The sequence below is a fragment of the Phenylobacterium sp. genome (assembly GCF_041919955.1).
Taxonomy (GTDB): Bacteria; Pseudomonadota; Alphaproteobacteria; order Caulobacterales; family Caulobacteraceae; genus Phenylobacterium.
Genome location: NZ_JAYRSU010000003.1, coordinates 54,941 through 71,649, shown reverse-complemented (window position 1 = coordinate 71,649; position 16,709 = coordinate 54,941). Strand labels below are relative to the sequence as shown.

General features: G+C 68.3%; 19 protein-coding genes and 1 riboswitch. Of the genes, 7 read left to right on the top strand and 12 right to left on the bottom strand.

Annotation, left to right across the window (positions count from 1 at the left end; genetic code table 11):
* The 3 genes from ACE3T2_RS03685 to ACE3T2_RS03675 all read right to left on the bottom strand — a co-directional run bounded on the left by ACE3T2_RS03685 (nt 1) and on the right by ACE3T2_RS03675 (nt 2,995).
* Nucleotides 1-282: a hypothetical protein gene (locus ACE3T2_RS03685; protein WP_374654827.1), complete on the bottom strand. Its 282-nt coding sequence runs from the start codon at nt 280-282 to the stop codon at nt 1-3.
* Nucleotides 283-345: 63 nt separating this feature from the next.
* Nucleotides 346-2,193, bottom strand: coding sequence for an ABC transporter ATP-binding protein/permease (locus ACE3T2_RS03680; protein ID WP_374654825.1), 1,848 nt, complete (start codon nt 2,191-2,193; stop codon nt 346-348).
* A gap of 10 nt (nt 2,194-2,203) precedes the next feature.
* The gene (locus ACE3T2_RS03675; protein WP_374654823.1) at nt 2,204-2,995 is read right to left on the bottom strand and encodes a hypothetical protein; all 792 of its coding nucleotides are present in this window, start codon (nt 2,993-2,995) and stop codon (nt 2,204-2,206) included.
* 84 nt (nt 2,996-3,079) lie between these two features.
* On the opposite strand from ACE3T2_RS03675, the gene ACE3T2_RS03670 reads away from it, so the two are divergent.
* The gene (locus ACE3T2_RS03670; protein ID WP_374654821.1) at nt 3,080-3,682 is read left to right on the top strand and encodes a TIGR00730 family Rossman fold protein; all 603 of its coding nucleotides are present in this window, start codon (nt 3,080-3,082) and stop codon (nt 3,680-3,682) included.
* An 85-nt stretch (nt 3,683-3,767) separates the two neighbouring features.
* Here the strand turns inward: ACE3T2_RS03670 and ACE3T2_RS03665 are convergent, their stop codons facing one another.
* The 6 genes from ACE3T2_RS03665 to ACE3T2_RS03640 form a co-directional block, all read right to left on the bottom strand.
* On the bottom strand, nt 3,768-4,292 hold the full coding sequence (locus ACE3T2_RS03665; protein WP_374654819.1) for a GNAT family N-acetyltransferase: 525 nt from the start codon (nt 4,290-4,292) through the stop codon (nt 3,768-3,770).
* Nucleotides 4,289-5,956 (bottom strand): NAD+ synthase, encoded by a 1,668-nt coding sequence (locus ACE3T2_RS03660; protein WP_374654817.1) that lies wholly within the window; start codon nt 5,954-5,956, stop codon nt 4,289-4,291. Before ACE3T2_RS03660 ends, ACE3T2_RS03665 begins: the two co-directional genes overlap by 4 nt.
* 39 nt (nt 5,957-5,995) lie before the next feature.
* Complete coding sequence (locus tag ACE3T2_RS03655; RefSeq protein ID WP_374654815.1) at nt 5,996-7,057, bottom strand: histidinol-phosphate transaminase; 1,062 nt, start codon at nt 7,055-7,057, stop codon at nt 5,996-5,998.
* Nucleotides 7,058-7,065: 8 nt separating this feature from the next.
* Nucleotides 7,066-9,450, bottom strand: coding sequence for a TonB-dependent receptor plug domain-containing protein (locus tag ACE3T2_RS03650; protein WP_374654813.1), 2,385 nt, complete (start codon nt 9,448-9,450; stop codon nt 7,066-7,068).
* A 139-nt stretch (nt 9,451-9,589) separates the two neighbouring features.
* Nucleotides 9,590-10,018, bottom strand: a complete 429-nt coding sequence (gene dksA / locus ACE3T2_RS03645) for an RNA polymerase-binding protein DksA (protein WP_374654811.1) — start codon at nt 10,016-10,018, stop codon at nt 9,590-9,592.
* A 99-nt stretch (nt 10,019-10,117) separates the two neighbouring features.
* Nucleotides 10,118-10,552, bottom strand: a complete 435-nt coding sequence (locus tag ACE3T2_RS03640; protein WP_374654809.1) for a flagellar assembly protein FliX — start codon at nt 10,550-10,552, stop codon at nt 10,118-10,120.
* Between the two features lie 193 nt (nt 10,553-10,745).
* On the opposite strand from ACE3T2_RS03640, the gene ACE3T2_RS03635 reads away from it, so the two are divergent.
* From ACE3T2_RS03635 to ACE3T2_RS03610, 6 genes are all read left to right on the top strand, one after another.
* Entirely contained in the window at nt 10,746-11,849 is a 1,104-nt protein-coding gene (locus tag ACE3T2_RS03635; protein WP_374654807.1) for a flagellar basal body P-ring protein FlgI, read from the top strand.
* Complete coding sequence (locus ACE3T2_RS03630) at nt 11,849-12,154, top strand: rod-binding protein (protein ID WP_374654805.1); 306 nt, start codon at nt 11,849-11,851, stop codon at nt 12,152-12,154. Before ACE3T2_RS03635 ends, ACE3T2_RS03630 begins: the two co-directional genes overlap by 1 nt.
* Nucleotides 12,155-12,164: 10 nt before the next feature.
* On the top strand, nt 12,165-12,608 hold the full coding sequence (locus ACE3T2_RS03625) for a flagellar basal body protein (protein WP_374654803.1): 444 nt from the start codon (nt 12,165-12,167) through the stop codon (nt 12,606-12,608).
* 72 nt (nt 12,609-12,680) lie between these two features.
* Nucleotides 12,681-12,836, top strand: a riboswitch (FMN riboswitch).
* Between the two features lie 101 nt (nt 12,837-12,937).
* A complete protein-coding gene (locus tag ACE3T2_RS03620; RefSeq protein ID WP_374654801.1) occupies nt 12,938-13,435 on the top strand; it encodes a 6,7-dimethyl-8-ribityllumazine synthase in 498 nt (165 codons plus the stop codon).
* 8 nt (nt 13,436-13,443) lie between these two features.
* On the top strand, nt 13,444-13,884 hold the full coding sequence (locus tag ACE3T2_RS03615; protein WP_374654799.1) for a PaaI family thioesterase: 441 nt from the start codon (nt 13,444-13,446) through the stop codon (nt 13,882-13,884).
* Nucleotides 13,881-14,168 (top strand): DUF1330 domain-containing protein, encoded by a 288-nt coding sequence (locus ACE3T2_RS03610; protein WP_374654797.1) that lies wholly within the window; start codon nt 13,881-13,883, stop codon nt 14,166-14,168. The genes ACE3T2_RS03615 and ACE3T2_RS03610 overlap by 4 nt, the downstream gene beginning before the upstream one ends.
* A gap of 4 nt (nt 14,169-14,172) precedes the next feature.
* Here the strand turns inward: ACE3T2_RS03610 and ACE3T2_RS03605 are convergent, their stop codons facing one another.
* Genes ACE3T2_RS03605 through ACE3T2_RS03595 form a run of 3 tightly spaced genes read right to left on the bottom strand, consistent with a single transcriptional unit; the run spans nt 14,173 to nt 16,560 of the window.
* Nucleotides 14,173-14,454 carry a hypothetical protein gene (locus ACE3T2_RS03605; RefSeq protein WP_374654795.1) on the bottom strand — a complete coding sequence of 94 codons (282 nt, stop codon included), beginning with the start codon at nt 14,452-14,454 and terminating at the stop codon, nt 14,173-14,175.
* Nucleotides 14,455-14,464: 10 nt separating this feature from the next.
* Nucleotides 14,465-16,135, bottom strand: coding sequence for a TadG family pilus assembly protein (locus ACE3T2_RS03600; protein WP_374654793.1), 1,671 nt, complete (start codon nt 16,133-16,135; stop codon nt 14,465-14,467).
* The gene (locus ACE3T2_RS03595) at nt 16,135-16,560 is read right to left on the bottom strand and encodes a TadE/TadG family type IV pilus assembly protein (RefSeq protein WP_374654791.1); all 426 of its coding nucleotides are present in this window, start codon (nt 16,558-16,560) and stop codon (nt 16,135-16,137) included. The genes ACE3T2_RS03600 and ACE3T2_RS03595 overlap by 1 nt, the downstream gene beginning before the upstream one ends.
* Nucleotides 16,561-16,709 lie beyond the last annotated feature (149 nt).

Sequence of the window (16,709 nt, the reverse complement as noted above, 5' to 3'; positions counted from 1 at the left end):
TCAGCCGGCGCGGGCCAGCCTGCGCCGGTTCGCCCGCACCTTGCGGCGGTAGAGCGCGACAGCCCGCGCCGGGGCGGCGTGCGGCGCGCCAGACAACGCTCCGCGCGCCAGTTCCGACTGGACCGCGACGGCCGCATCGATCTTCTCGGCGACCATGCGCTGGGCTTCGCTCGCCGCATCCACGCCGCCGCCGGCCAGCTTGAGGCTGCGCAGGGCGATGACCCCGGCCGCCTCGACACCGAGCATCCAGGTGTTCATCGAAAGCCGCAGCCAAGGGTTCATTCGCCCGCCCCGCGTCATGATCGTTCCTCTCTCTAACCGCGGCTGATGGCGGTTTGTTGCGCGTCACGACGCGCGCGTCTGGCGACGCCAGAGCGCGGCGTACTCGCCGCCCCTTTCCAGCAGTTCAGCGTGCCGGCCCTGTTCGACGATCCGGCCCCTGCGCAGGACCAGGATCAGGTCCGCGTCGACGATGGTCGACAGGCGGTGGGCGATCACCAGGGTGGTGCGGCCCGCCCTCACCTTGCGCAGGGTCTCCTGGATCGCAGCCTCGGTCGGGCCGTCCAACGCGCTGGTCGCCTCGTCGAGGATCAGGACCCGCGGGTCGGCCAGCAGGGCGCGGGCGATGCCCACACGCTGGCGCTCGCCGCCGGAGAGCTTCAGCCCGCGCTCGCCGACCATAGTCGCCATGCCGTTCGGCAAGCCGTCGATGAAGGGGCCGAGCTCGGCGGCGTCGGCCGCGGCCCGCACCTCGGCCGCGTTCGCCTCGGGTCGGGCGAAGGCGATATTGGCGGACAGGGTGTCGTTGAACAGCGCCACGTCCTGGGGCACCAGGGCGACGGCCCGGCGCAGGTCCGCCTGGGCGACCTTGCGCAGGTCGACGCCGTCAATGGTGATCGCGCCCGACTGCGGATCGATCAGGCGCAGGGCCAGGCGAACCGCCGTGGTCTTGCCCGCGCCCGAGGGGCCGACCAGTGCGACCGTCGCGCCCGGCGCGGCGCGGAAGCTGACGTCCATCAGCCCCGTCGAGCGGGCGTCGTGGCGGAACTCCACATCGCGGAAGACGATCTCGGCGCCGCGCCCGGTCGCCGGCGGCAGCGGCCGTGCGTCAGGAGCGTCGACGATATCGGGCTTTACCGCCTTCAACTGGACCATCTGCTCCATGTCGATGAAGGCCTGGCGGATTTCCCGATAGTTGAACCCCAGCATGTTGAGGGGGCCATAGATGCCGATCAGCAGCAGGATCGCCATGGTGACGTCGCCGATCCGCATCCGGCCGTTCAGCACCTCGTAGCCGGCCATGACGGTCATCAGCGCCAGGCCCAGGTTCAGCACCAGGGCCTGCACGGCGTTGAGCATGGCCAGGGACGAGTTCGACCGGACGCTGGCGCGGACATAGTCGGCCATGGCGTCCTCGTAGCGGCCGACCGTGCGTTCCTCGGTCCCGAAGGTCTTGACCGTCTCGTAGTTCAGCAGGGCGTCGACCGACAGGCCGGCGGTGCGGCTGTCGGCCTCGTTCAGTTCGCGCCGGTGGCTGAGCCGCCAGTCGGTGATGCGGAAGGTGATGACCGCATAGAGCACGATGGTGACGAAGGCGGTGACGGCGAAGCGCCAGTCCAGGCGCATAGCCATGACCACCATGGCCATGACCAGCTCGACCGCCGTCGGGCCCAGGTTGAAGACCACGCTGCGCATGAGGAAATCGGTCGAGCGCGCGCCGCGGTCGATGACCCGCGACAGGCTGCCGGTCTGCTTGCCCTGGTGATAGTCGAGCCCAAGAGCCAGGGCGTGAGCGAAAGTCTCGGTGGCGGCCTTGGCCATGGTCGACTGCGAGACCACGGTGAAAATCATGTCTCGCAGGTTCGGCGCGAAGGCGGCGATGAAGCGCAGGCCGACGAAGGCGAGGGCCAGCAGCAGGAAATCAAATCCGAGCGCGGCCGCCTCGCCGCCCCCGGGCGCCAGGCGATTGATCGCATCACCGAGGGCTACCGGCGCCGCCACGCCCGCCAGTTTGCCGACGAAGACCAGGGCGAGGGACGCGCCGACCCGCCAGCCGAGCCCCGGCGCGCCCGAGCGCATCACCAGCGCCCCGAGGTCGGCCATCGAGCGCCAGAAGTCGAACTTCACGGCGGGCAGCGAGACGGCGCCCGCGATCGCTTCCGGGCCGCGGCGCGCGACCATGCCGGGGGTCATGGGCGGCCGCTCACTTCAGCAGCACCGTCGACTGGGCCCCGCCGCCCGGCGTCATCCAGTCGATCCGCAGGCCCGCGTCGACGGCACTGGCGCGGAACGGGCCGGCGGCCAGCTGCGGCGCGGGCGTGATGTCCAGCGTCACCGGGTTCTCGGTGGCGTCCCCGAAGACGTCGATCTGGCGGCGTCCCGACAACGGCTGCTGGGTCAGGGCGATGGCGTAGCGGCCCTTGGCGTCGGCCCGGCCCTCGGCGAGCTTGCGGCCGTCGACGTGGATGCTGAGCAATGCGCCGGCCGGGGCGCGGCCGGAGATGACCGCCCCGCCCTCGCGGTCGAAATCCACGGCGTCGAGGGTGTTCTTGCCATTGCGGCCGACCCGCAGCGCCCCCGCGCCGGCGCGCAGCAGCACGGCTTCGCCGTCCGGCGTCATCAGCAGATAGCCCTCGCTCTGGATGGTGCGCGCGCCCGCTGTGGCCGAGAGGCCGAAGATGCGCGCCTGATCCGAGGCCGGCAGGGCCAGCGACCAGGCGCCCTTGCCGTCGGCCTCGGCGAACAGCGCCTTGCCCTCGGGCGTCGCCAGCCGGACCTTGGTGTTGGGCGGCGCCTTACCCGACAGGCGCGGCCCCGCGGCGGTCACGGCGACCGACTGCACCACAGGCGCCGTGAGATAGCCGGCGTCCGCCTGCGAGGCCGGCGCCTCGCCGCCGGCGGCCGCTGGAACGACGTCGCCGCCGCTGCAGGCCGCAAGGCCGAGCGCGAGGACGAAGGCCGTCGGCGGCAAGGGATTGAAACGGACGCGCTGCACGGTTTACTCCTCGACCCTGAGCCTAATCGGGCTTTCCCGGCGCGGCGGCAAGCGAGCCGTGCGATTCTCCTGGAGCATTACAGCATGGGCGACACGCCCGAACGCCTCGAGTCCGTCTGCGTATTCTGCGGCTCGTCCGATGCGGCGGCCCCCGCCCTGCTGGCCAGCGCCGCCGACTTCGGCGCCATCCTGGCCCGCGAGGGCCTGACCATGATCTATGGCGGCGGCGGCGTCGGGCTGATGGGCGCCTGCGCCCAGGCCGCGCACGAGGCCGGCGGGAAGGTGCTGGGCATTATCCCGCACTTCCTGAAGGAGCGCGAGCGCCGGCTGGACATCGTCGAGACCGTGGTGGTCGACTCCATGCACGAGCGCAAGATGATGATGTTCGAGCGCACCGACGGCTTCGTGGTGCTGCCCGGCGGCATCGGCACGCTGGAAGAGGTGGTGGAGCTGCTGTCCTGGCGTCGTCTGGATCTGCACGGCAAACCGGTGGTGTTCTATAATCCAGATGGCTTCTGGGAGCCGCTGTTCAACCTGTTCCAGCATACGGTCGATCAGAACCTGACCCCGCCGAGCTTCATGGAAAGTTGGGTCGCGGTCGAAACGATCGAGCAGATCGTCCCCGCCCTGCGGCGCGACGCCCCGTCCGGTCCCGATGCGGCGACCGACGTGGCGCAGCTGACCTGAGTTCAGCAGCCCCCTTCGGGGATCTTCCGTCAGCGACATCCCGGCTTGCGAAGCAAGACCGGGATGAACGCGTCAACCGTACCGCCTAGCGCTTCCGAAAACGCTCCAGCAGCACGGTCTCGCCGTGGAAATCGACGCGATCGTACTCGGTGAAGCCGGCCTTTTGCGCAGCGCGCAGGGACGCCGCGTTCCCCGGGCTGATCATGCAGACCGTGCGCGGGTCATCGAAATGGCCGTCCGCCCAGGCCAGGGCGCCAGTGATGGCCTCGCTGGCGTAGCCCTTGCCGTGGACCTGCGGAATCAGGGCCCAGCCCATTTCGGGGGTGTCGCCAAAGCCCGGCTCGAGCGTGCGCTTGAAGTCGGCGAAGCCGAGATCGCCCACGAACCGGCCGCCGTCTTTTTCGCAGACCGCCCAGAAGCCGAAACCCATTTCGTGCCAATGGCCGACATAACGCAGCAGCCGCGCCCAGACCTCGTCCTTGCCAAACGGCCGCCCGCCGATGAACCGGGTGACGTCCGGATCGCCCCAGAGCTCGGCGCAGGCCTCGAAGTCGGCCTTGGTGTGGCCGCGCAGGATGAGACGCTCGGTTTCGACGACCGGAGCGCTCATCGGCTGCTCACCACGTCGCGGAAGCCGTTGACGATCGGATAGCGACGGTCGCGGCCGAAGGCCCGGGCGCCGATCTTCACGCCCGGCGCAGCCTGTCGACGCTTGTATTCCGAATTGTACAGCAGGCGCTGGACCCGCTCGACCGTCTCGGGCGCATGACCGCGCGCGACGATCTCGTCGAGCGTCGCCTCTTCCTCGACCAAGCCATGCAGAATGGCGTCGAGTTCGGCGTATTCAGGCAGACTGTCCTGGTCCTTCTGGTCCGGCCGAAGTTCGGCCGACGGCGCCTTGGTCAGGATGCGCTCGGGGATCGGGTCGGCGGCGACGCCGTAGGGATCGTTGCCATTGCGCCAGCGGCACAGCGCGTAGACGTCGGTCTTGTAGACGTCCTTCAGCACGTTGTAGCCCCCGCACATATCGCCGTAGAGCGTGGCGTAGCCGACCGCCATCTCGGACTTGTTGCCGGTGGTCAGCAGCATGAAGCCGAGCTTGTTGGAGATCGCCATCAGCGACAGGCCGCGGATGCGCGCCTGGATGTTCTCCTCGGTCAGGTCCGGCGGGCGGTTCTCGAAATGCGGGGTCAGCATCTCGGCGAAGGCGTCGACGGCCGGCGAGATCGGGATCTCGGCCAGGCGCACGCCCAGCCGGCCGGCGCAGTCGGCGGCGTCCTCCAGGCTCTCGCGGCTGGTGTAGCGCGAGGGCAGCATGAAACAGCGCACGCGGTCGGGCCCCAGGGCGTCGGCCGCCACAGCCGCCACGATGGCCGAGTCCACCCCGCCGGAAAGCCCCAGAAGGACCCCGGGGAAGCCGGACTTGTTCACATAGTCGCGCAAACCGAGAACCATGGCGCGATAGACCTCCTCAGGTCCGGTCGCCCAATCCTCCATCGGCGCCTCGACGCAGGCCCAGCCGTGCTCGCCCTTCTCCCAGGCCGTCAGGGCGAAGGCGTCCTCGAACATGCGCAGCCGCATGGCGGTCTCGCCGCCCGCCGACAGGGCGAAGGAGCCGCCGTCGAAGACCAGTTCGTCCTGGCCGCCGACCTCGTTCACGTAAAGCAGCGGCAGGCCGGTCTCGGCCACGCGGGCCTTGGCCACGACCATCCGCTCGTCATCAGCGGTGCGGCGATAGGGGGAACCGTTCGGGACGACCAGAATCTCCGCGCCCTGGGCCTTGAGCTGGGCGCAGACGCCGCTCGACCAGATGTCCTCACAGATGGGAACGCCCAGACGCACGCCCTTCCACTCGAAGACCGACGGCGCGGCCCCCGGCTCGAACACCCGCTTCTCGTCGAAGACGCCGTAGTTGGGCAGGTCGCACTTGAAGGCCACGCCCTTCACCTCGCCCTCAGCCAGGAAGGCCAGGGCGTTGTGCGGCCGCTTGAGCGGATCGGCGTTCGGCCAGATCACCCCGATCAAGGCGGCGGGGCCGTCCCTGGTCTCGGCGGCCAGGCGCTCGACCGCCGCCTTGCCGGCCGCCCAGAAGGCCGGCTTCATCGCCAGGTCCTCGGGCGGGTAGCCGTTGATGAACAGCTCGGAGAAGACCGCGAGGTCGGCGCCCTCGGCGCGGGCCCTGCGCAGGTGCTCGCGGGCGAGAGCCTCGTTATGGGCGACGGCGCCCACGGTCGGATTGGCCTGTACGGCGGCGATCACGAGACGTTGTGTCATGCCCCGTCATGTAGCCTCGCCAGGGGCGAACGGCCAGTCTCAGGCGGCCAGCTTCTGCAACGCGCCGGCAAAGACGCGCAAGGCCGCCGGGTCGGCGACCGCCACCCGCGCCCACCCGGGGCCGCCGCCGGTGAACTGTCGGACCAGAACGCCCTGATCCTCCAGCCCCCGGATGGCCTCGCTCGAACCGAAATCGACCCAGACATAGCTGCCCGCCGAATGCAGATAGGGCCGTCGTGCGGCCTTGCAGGCCCGGTAGATCGCCTGCCGCCCCTGTTCCACCGCCCGGTTGGAGGCCGCCAGATAGGCCATGTCGCGATAGCTGGCGGCTGCAGCGGCGAGACCAGGGCCGTTGCGCGAGGGCGCCAGCAGCATGCGGATCGCCTTCGCCCGCTCGGGCTGGGCGATGCAGTAGCCGATGCGCACGGCGGCCAGGGCGTAGGACTTCGAGAAGGTGCCGACCACGATCACGTCGTGTCCCTCGCGCACCAGGTCGACGACGCTCTCCGTCGCCGGGTCCGAGCACATGTCGATGAAGGCCTCGTCGACGATCACCGGCGCGGTCTTGGCCGCCTGCCGGCAGAAGGCGCGCAGGGCCGCGCGGTCGGCCAGCAGGCCGGTCGGGTTGTTGGGATTGCAGACATAGGTCAGCCGCACGTCCGGCTTAAGCTCGGAGGCCATGGCCGCGAAGTCGATCTGCTGGTCCGGCGCCATGGCCGCGCGCCGGGCCTGCTGGCCGACGCGGGCGGCGTATTTGACATGGGTGTCGTAGGTCAAGGCGGGCGCGAGTTGCACCCCATCCCGGGTCCAGAACGCGGCCATCATCGCCAGCGGCTCCAGCGCACCGGTCGAGATCACGACCTGGGCCGGGCTGACGCCGTTGGCCCGCGCGATCACGTCCATCAGCGCCTCCTCCTCGGCGTGGGGATAGTGCTCGACTTGGTTGACCGCCTTGGCCAGCGCCGCCTTGGCCGCGGCGCTGGGACCAAACGGATTCTCGGTGATGTTGAGCGCAGCGCGGGCGGCCTCCGCCGCACCCGCCGCGACCGGCGCGGCGGCCAGGAGCAATCCTCCGATGGCGCGCCGCGTGATCTGGATCATGGGGTCCCTCAGAAGCTGGCGTTCAGGCGAACGTAGTAGAGGCCGCCGTCGGTGTCATAGACCGCGTTGCGCGAGTAGATCAGGCCGCGCGAGGCCTGGAACGTCGCCTCGTCCGGATACTTGTCGAACAGGTTCTCGGCGCCGAGCGTCAGCTTCACCTGATCGGTGATCGCCGCGCTGAGCGAGACGTCGAAGAACGTCCGCGCCCCGAAGGTCTGGATCAGGTCGGCCGAGGACTGGAACTGCGCGTCGGTCCAGTCGCCGAAGTAGCGAGCGCGGACCATCCCCTCGAAGCGGCCGAAGGCGTAGGTCGCAGTGAGGTTGCCGGTGTGCTCGGGAAGGCCATCCTCGATGTTCACCCGCGCCAGGTTCGACACCTCCGCCAGCTTGAAACGCGTCACCTTGGTGTCGTTCCAATTGTAGGCCGCCGTCAGGGTCAGGTCCCCCTCGCCCATCTTCGTCTTCCACGACCCGACCGCGTCGATCCCCTGGGTGCGGGTGTCGAAGGAGTTGGTGAAGTAGCTGACCGAGGTCAGGCTGTCGGCGCCCGGCACCCCCAGCGAGATGAGTTGGGCGCGGATGGCCGGGGTGACGGTGAAGTTCTGCGAGACGGCGAAACGATCCTCGACCTCGACACGGTAGTAGTCGATCGAGGCGGTCAGCCCGTGGTCGGAATTGCGATAGACGACGCCGAACGACAGGTTTTTCGAGGTTTCGGCCTGCAAGGCCTTGGATCCGAAGAACTTCGCCACGGGGTTCGAGGGCGACAGGCGACCGGCGGTGAAGAGCTGCAGGGTCGTGGTGTCGAGCCCCTGCGAGGTTCGGGTGCTGTTGAGCTGGCCTGGCGTGGGCGCGCGGAAGCCGGTCGACGCGGCGGCGCGGATCGCCCAGTTCGGGGTCAGTTCGTAGCGCATGGCGATCTTGCCGTCGGTGGTCGAGCCGAACTCCGAGAAGTCTTCGTAACGGACCGCGATGTCAGTCGAGAAGGCCTCGGTCCAGGCGAGGTCGAGGTCGACATAGGCTGCATAGCTGGTCTGGTCCCAGGAGCCGGCCTGGGTGTTGCTGTAGCCCGGAAAGCCGTTCGAGCCCGACGGCAGGCCCGCAGGCGCGCCGGGACCGACCTCGTACGACATCCGATCGCCAGCACCGATCTTATAGGTCTCCACCCGGCGCTCGACGCCGAGGGCCAGGTTGGCCGGCTCGGCCAGGAAGGAGAGCTCCATCGGGCGCGCGAAGTCGAGGTTCAGGTTCTGCTCGCGCTGGGTCAGCACCCCCGCGCGGAACGCCGTCGGCGACTGCGGCCCGAACGAGGCGTTGATGGTGTCCCGGATGAAGTAGTCAATCTTGTCCTCGCCCAACGAGGCGTTGAAGTCCCAGGACCAGCCGGCCAACTCGCCCCGCAGGCCCAGATTGACGCCGTAGTCGGTCTCGTCCTGGCCGAACTTGGGCGCGAAGCCCACCGGATAGACCTGCTTCAGGTTCCAGCCCGGGAAGGCCGCGCTGTTGCGATAGGACGTGTCGGTCGAGGGGTTGCGCCAGTTGAAGTCGGTGACGCCGCTGGAGTCGGTGTAGGTCGCAAAGCCGTAGAGTTCGACGGCCTCGTTCAGCGGCAGGGCCGCATCGATCACGAAGCGGATGGCGTCGCGATCGGGCTGGCCCCAGCGCTGGACCGGGTTTGGCACCGCAAGGGTCGGGTTGGCCGCCTGAAAGGCGATGGCGTCCGGCCGCTGGCGGGTGCGCGAGGTGGCCTCGGAGTCGGTGTAGGTCAGGGTCGCGACCAGGTGGCCGCCCGCGCCGAGGGTCCAGCCGGCGCGCACGCCGCCCTCCATCACCCGCCCGTCGCCCTCGTAGTACTGCGAAGCCTGGGCGAAGGCGCTGACGCCAGCCTGGTCGTTCAGGATGAGGTTGATGACCCCGGCGATGGCGTCCGAGCCGTATTGAGCCGAGGCGCCGTCGCGCAGCACCTCGATGCGCTTGATGGCGAAGCTGGGGATCTGGCCGAGGTCTGCGCCCTGGGCGCCGCGCCCGCCCAGCAGGGCCGAACGGTGACGGCGCTTGCCGTTGATCAGCACCAGGGTCTGGTCAGGCGAGAGACCGCGCAGGGTGGCCGGCCGCACGAAAGCCTGGCCGTCGGCGGCAGGCAGCCGCTGAACGTTGAACGAGGGCACCGCGGCGACGAGCTTCTCCATCAGCTCATCCGAGACGCTGCTCTCCAGCACGGACTCTGAAATCACATCGACCGGCGCGGCCGACTCGAACGCCGTGCGGTCCACGCGCCGCGTGCCGGTGACGATGACGTCCTCGACCTGGGTCGCATCGACGGCTTCTGCGCCGGCAGGAGTCGCCATGGCCACGACGATCGCGGACCAGGCCACGGTGGAAAGCAGTCGCATCTTGGAGCACCCCGAGCTTGTTTTGGGGGCTCGCTAACGCGCAGGCGTGACGCTCCGGCCTCAGCTCCGTGAAAGCTTGGCGACAGCCCGGAAAAGAAAAGGGCGGCCCGTGGGGCCGCCCTTTCGATCCGATGTCAGATCAGTCGTCGCGATGGACGCGTTCGCGTCGCTCGTGGCGTTCCTGGGCCTCGAGGCTGAGCGTCGCGATCGGACGGGCCTCGAGCCGGGCGACGCCGATCGGCTCGCCGGTGTCCTCGCAGTAGCCATACGAACCGTCTTCGATTCGACGCAGCGCTTCGTCGATCTTGGAGATCAACTTACGCTGGCGGTCGCGGGTCCGCAGCTCAAGAGCTCGATCGGTTTCCGACGTCGCCCTGTCCGCAAGGTCAGGATGATTTTCGGTCTCGGTCTGAAGATGGGCGAGGGTTTCGCGGGACTCCCGCAAAATGTCCTCTTTCCAGTTCATCAGCTTTTGTTTGAAGTACTCGAGCTGTCGCTCGTTCATAAACTCTTCGTCCTCGGAAGGACGATATTCAGGCTTTTCCGCCAACATCGTGGCCGTGCTCATAGACGCCTCACGCCCCCTAGGTACATGCCCTCGACATTACGTCGCGCGCTTATACCAAAACGATATGCGCTTTCAACGAACCTCGCTCTACGCGGGCTGTTAAGCCGCACGATTCGCGCGTTCGAGCTTCGCAAGCTCCACGGCAGCACGGGTTTCAATCTCGTTCAATACACCTTCAAGGCGTTCGTCGTCGGTCGCATCGCGCTCGTCGCGAACCGCCTTTTTCAACCGCTCTAGATCGTCGGCCGTCACCTCTCCCGAAAGGAGGCCGATCTTCACGTCTTCGAGAACGTCCAGGATGCGCCCCGCCCGGCCCACCGCCCGGCGCTTGCGCTCCAGCGGCCCGCCCACGTCCTGAAGGGCGAGAATCGCATCGACGCTCATCACGCCGGAAACCCCGGCCGCGCGGGCGACCTGAGCCGCGCCCCCGCCCGCCGCCGGCTGGGCGATCTGGAACCCCTGCCCGCCAGCCGCAGGCTTGGCCTTTCCAGGCCCTGCCGCCGAACCGACGCCGCTTGTGCTGCTGACCTTCATGCAAGGTCCTCTACCATGCTTGAGCCCGACTTTCGCCGCCCATGCTTATGGTATGGTTAATGCCGGGCAATTTCTGCCGCCAGGTCGCCAACGCCCCGGCGCCCCGGCCGGTTCCCGCATTGATTTTCCTGACCTTTTGAGTTGGCACGCCTGTAGCAAGGCGCTGACGAGCGTCATTCGTCGTCAGGGTCACATGCGTCCGTTCCGTATCTTCAGCGCCGCCCTGCTCGCCGCCGCACTGGCCGCGGGTCCCGCCTTCGCCAAGTCGCGGATCAAGGACATCGTCGAATTCGAAGGCGTCCGCGACAACATGCTGGTCGGCTACGGCCTCGTGGTCGGCCTGAACGGCACGGGCGACTCGTTGCGGAACGCGCCGTTCACCCGCCAGAGCCTGGAGGCGATGCTGGAGCGCCTGGGCGTCAACACCCGCGACGTGACGCTGAACACCAAGAACGTGGCCGCGGTGATGGTCACCGCCAAGCTGCCCGCCTTCGTGGCGGCCGGCACGCCGATCGACGCCTCGGTCTCGGCCATGGGCGACGCCAAGAGCCTGCAGGGCGGCACCCTGCTGGTCACACCGCTGATGGGCGCCGACGGCCAGGCCTATGCGGTCAGCCAGGGCACCGTGCAGACCGGCTCGATCTCGGCCGGCGGCGCCTCGGGCTCATCGGTGTCGAAGGGCGTGCCGACGGCGGGCCGCATCGCCGGCGGAGCGATCGTCGAGCGCGAAATCGGCTTCCAGCTGGCCAATATGGGCGAGATGCGCATGACTCTGCGCAATCCCGACTTCTCCACGGCGCGGAAGATCGCCGACGTGGTCAACAGCCGCTTCCCTGGCGCGGCGCGCGCGGACAATCCTACCATCATCACCGTCCGCGCCCCGGGCGGCCAGGACATGGTCTCGTTCATGTCGCAGGTCGAGAACATGAGCGTCGACACCGACGCCCCGGCCAAGGTGGTGATCGACGAGGTCGCCGGCGTGATCGTGATGGGCGAGAACGTCCGCGTGTCCACCGTGGCCATCGCGCAGGGCAACCTTACCATCACCGTTCGCGAAAGCCCGGCGGTCAGCCAGCCGGCTCCCTTCAGCCGCGGCCAGACTGCGGTCGTGCCGCAGTCCGACGTCCAGGTGGACGAGGAAAAGGGCAAGAAGTTCCTGACCCTTCGCGATGGCGCCTCGTTGGCGAGCCTGGTCAGCGGCCTTAACGCTTTGGGCGTCACTCCGCGCGACATGATCTCGATCTTGCAGACCATCAAGGCCGCCGGGGCCCTGCAGGCCAACATCGAGGTGATGTGATGGACTTGGCTCCCGCCCTCGCCCTTCCGACCGCGCCCACGCAGGAGCTCACTGCCGAGCAACTGGCCAAGCGCGGCAAGATCGAGAAGACCGCCAAGGACTTCGAGGCCTCGTTTCTGTCGGTGATGCTGGGCCAGATGTTCAAGGACGTCGGCGCCGAGGCTCCGTTCAACGGCGGCCACGGCGAGGCGGCGTTCAAGTCGTTCCTCGGCGACGCCATGGCCAAGCAGATGGTCAAGAACGGCGGGATCGGACTGTCCGGCCGCGTCGCCCAGGAAATGCTGAAGCTTCAGGGTTTGAGTTAGGAGAGTAGCCATGGCGATTTCCGCCACGGACGCGGCCGACCGCGTCGACCAACTGATCGTTCTGACCGAACGCCTGACCGAACTGATCGCTCTGGACGCCCAGGCTTTTGAGCAGCGCCGCCCCCAGGACGCGGCCGCCAACATCGAAGAGACCTCGCGCCTGGCCAACGTCTACCGTCACGAGTCGGCGCGCGTGCGGGCCAACCCGGCCCTGATCGCCGGCGCGCCGCTGGCCCAGCGCACCCGGCTGATCCGTGCGACCGAAGCGTTCGACGCCGTCCTCGCCCGCCAGGGCCGCGCCCTGGAGGCGGCGAAGACCGTGACCGAGGGCATCGTCAAGGCGATCGCCGACGAGGTGGCCTCCAAGCGCGCCACCGGAACAGGCTATGGCCAGGGCGGTGTGGCCGCACCCGCCGCTTCGGCGACGTCCATCACCCTGAATAAGCGGGCCTAGCCCGAATTAAACGCTTGTTTGACGTGGCGTCATCGGCCTAACCTTGGGATTGTCGTCGGGCTGTTCCGGCGACCGCGTTCTCAGGGCGGGGTGAAAGTCCCCACCGGCGGTGATGGCGGCCAAGGCCGCACAAGCCCGCGGGCGCCCGATGGCCGATAGGTTCGTCGGGGACAGCAGATCCGGTGTGATTCCGGGGCCGACGGTTAGAGTCCGGTTATGAGAACCGCTGGCGGCGACCGGTCGCTTCGCGCCTGCGTGCGTGGAGTCCGTCCGGCCGCAGCCTGGCGTCTCCCTGAGTCGTGGTTTCAACCCCACCCAGGGAAATGACCATGACTGTCACCCACTTCGAAGTCCCCACCGCCAACGGCGCCTATCGCCTGGCCCGCATCGCCTTCGTCCAGGCGAGCTGGCACAGCGAGATCGTCGACAACGCCTATCAGGGCTTCATCAAGGAAATCGCCGACCTCGGCTTTTCGGAAAGCGCAGTCGACCGCTTCCAGACCCCGGGCGCGTTCGAAATCCCGCTGCACGCCCAGACCCTGGCCAAGACGGGCCGCTACGCCGCAATCGTGGCCGCCGGCTTCGTGGTCGACGGCGGCATCTATCGCCACGACTTCGTCGCCTCGACGGTGATCTCCGGCCTCATGCAGGTGCAGCTGACGACCGAGGTGCCTGTGTTCTCGGTAGTGCTGACGCCGCATCATTTCCACGAGCACGACGTCCACCAGACGTTCTTCCGGGAGCACTTCCTGACCAAGGGGGCGGAAGCCGCCCGCGCCTGCGCCCAGACCTTGGCGAGCCTCGCCAAGCTGGCGGCGGCTGCGTGAGGAGAGGCATGATGCACGAAACCGTCTCCATCCCACCGGGCTTTGCGCGGCACTTCCGCCAGAGCCCGGTGACCGACCCGTGGGAGCCGCTCTACAGCCGCAAGACCGATGACGCGGTCATCCTCGGGCTGGTCGCCGACACCGCCCACACCAACAGCCGGGGCCTGGTCCACGGCGGGCTGATCAGCGCCCTGGCCGATAACGCCATGGGCCTGTCCTGCGCACGGCGGCTGGGCGAGAGCGCCAGCCTGGTCACGGTGAACCTGACGCTGGACTTCCTGGCCGCGGCCAAGGTCGGGCAATGGCTGGAGTTCGACACCGTGTTCGCCAAGACCGGCTCCACTCTCTCCTTCGCGCAGGCGATCGTGACGGCGGACGGCGAACCGTGCGCGCGGGCCAATGCGGTGTTCCGGATGGTCAAGCGCCCACCGCAGGAGATCGCGGCATGAGCGCCTATGTGGTGGCCCAGATCACTATCCATGACCGCGAACGCTACGGACGCTATGCGGCCGCCTTCATGCCGGTGCTGCAGCCGTACGGCGGGCGTCTGTTGTCGGCCGACGAGGCGCCCGAGGTGATGGAGGGCCGTTGGGACCGCCAGAAGCTGATCCTGATCGAATTCCCCGACCAGGACAGCGCCCGGCGCTGGGCGGCCTCCGAGGCCTATCGGAAGATCGCCGAGGACCGTATCGCCGCAAGCGAGGGCGTCGCCCTGCTGACGGCGGGCGTCTGACGCGTCAGGCGGCCTCGGACCTGTCGCCGTCCGGCGTCCGGGGCCGCCAACCGCTCGCGAGCATATGAGCCGCCAGGGCCTCGGCCGCCTCCAGCGTCAGCCTCTCCAGGTGGTCGAGAAGCGCCAGCCGCCGATCCGGCTGGGGCGTATGAGCATAGAGCGCGCAGATCACGTGCAGACGGCTGCGGATGCTGGCCGGCGGCGCCGGCGGACCACCGGCGGGCGGCGCGTTAGCCGCCTCCAGCCCGTCGGGCGGCTCCATGTCATCGTACAGCGGGCCGAACATCCAAAGTCTCCTACGCTAAGCCACAAGAGCCGCATCGCGGCACCGCAAACCGTTCACGCGCACGTCCGCCTCGCCCAGCTTCACACCGAGCAGGCCCGTCAGGGCGTTGAGGACGCCGTCGAGCGGGGCGGCGATGGCCGTCAGGGTTCCCGACAGCGCCGAGGTGATCGCGCCGAGATTGAGACCGATCCCCAGCAGCGAGACATTGAGCTGGAGGTTGCCCAGCAGGCTGCTCATGGTCGCCTGCGACGTCGTCCGTGGCTATGGTCTTGATCGTCCCTGCCTCGATGTCGGAGCGGGTGAAGCGTGCGTTCTTCCAAGTCGCGCCGCCCACATGCACGTCGGCCTGGGCGGTCGCCTTGACCAGCAGCAGATCGGCGATCTTGGCAGGAGAGATCGTCAGGTTCTGTTTGAAATTGTTGAGCTTCGTGGTGTCGACCTCGCCAACCACCACACGCCCGATGCTAGGTCGCACCGCCAAGGTCGCGGCCTGCGCCGCGGCGCTCTCGGGACATTCCAGCGAGGTCAGCTTGGCCTCGCCCGAGGCCGCCTCGACAAGGATCGGCACGGTGATCGGCTGGATGCCCAGCAGGCCGAGCGCGCTCAGCGCCTTGGCCTTGATGTAGAGCCGCGTCTGCGCTGTGCGCACCACGACCTCGCCGTCGCGGTCGACGGATAGCCAGGGGGAGTTGTTAGGCCGCTCGCCGACCGCCAGCCAGACGTCGAGGTCGGTGACGCCGGGCACGCTGGCCCCCAGGTCGAGCTGGACCTGGCGCCCCTGCCCGCTCAGCAGCAGCAGGGCGTTGGCCATGTCCATGGCGCTGATGGCGACGTGGGAGCTTTTGCCCCCGCTGATGTGGTCCTGAGCGCTATAGGGACCGAGATCGATCAGGGCGTCCAGCTTGGCCGGCGTGCCGTTGCCGGCGGCGATGGCCAGCTTGCGCGCCGAGGCGGCCGCCTGGCTCTGTCCGCTGTCCTGCAGGACATCGGCCAGCAGGGACAGCGCCTTGCCGGTCGAGATGTCGCTTTTCAACACCTGCTCGAAGGAGACGCCGGTCAGGGAACCGTAGGCTCGCAGAGCCTCGACATAGCTCAGAAGATCGACCTTGGCGTCGACCAGGGAATTGTAGTCCATCACACTCAAGGAGACCGTGCTGCCGGTCAGGGCGCTCAGCAGCTGATTGGCGATTCCGCCTTGCAGGGCCGCCAGGCGGGTTCCGATGGAGAAACTCGCGAGGTCGGCGCGCGCGGCGGTGGCCTGGCGCGTGATGCGGGTGGTGCTTGTACCGACCAGCAGCCGACCGAAGAAAAGGTCGGTGTCGCCCGACACCACCACCTTGGCGGCGTTCGGATTGTTCCCGCCGGCTACGAACCTCTGCCCCGGCGCGATGGCCGGATCGGGCTTGTAGACGCCCAGGCTCACCGCGACATCGAGCGGCTTGCCCCAGCCATTGGCCGAGGCGGTCGCCTGCGCGGCCGCCGTGGCGTGCGGGATGTCACGGGCCGCCGACATGGCCGCCAGGTCTGCGATGCCCTGCAGCTTGCGCGCCTGAAGAAACATCGACCCGACGTCGATCGCCAGGGCGGCGGCGCCGAGCAGCGACACGAAGCTGAAGGCCGAGATCATCGAGACGCTGCCGGCGGTCTCGCTCGCCAGCCGCCGGACCGGACGCAGGCGCATCAGTAGCCTCCGAGCCGCACCACCGCGCGCCGTTCGATCTTGGACGACGGCATCGGGACGAGTTTCGACATGCCCCAGAACGCCGAGCCCGACGCGTCGTAGACGACGTTGATGGCGATGTCCTGATTCTGGTGGGCGACCGTCACGACCGCCGCCTTGGGATTCAGATAGGCGTACTGGCCCATCCCGGCGGTCAGGGACGCCTTGGCCAGGCTGGTGCGTTCGGCGTCGTCCAGGCCCGACACCGCGGCGCGCGCGCTGTCGTTGGCCAACTGCTGAACAGCGTGAGCGATCCAGAAGTATCCGCCATAACAGAGGATGGAGAACATAAGCATGATCAGGATCGGCCCGACGAAGGCGAATTCGACCGCCGCGGCCCCGTCCTCGTCGCGTCGGAAAGACGCTTTCCGCCCACCCGCCTTCATGACCCCCACCTTTCGCCCATTTCTTGGGCCCTCGATGCCTGGTGAGGATGCGACTTCGCGCCTTTGCGCAGAGTAATCGCGCAATCTACGCAAATTCCGGGACTTTTGCGGAAACGCCACGTTCAATTTGTCGCAGCTTTCTGGGTTGC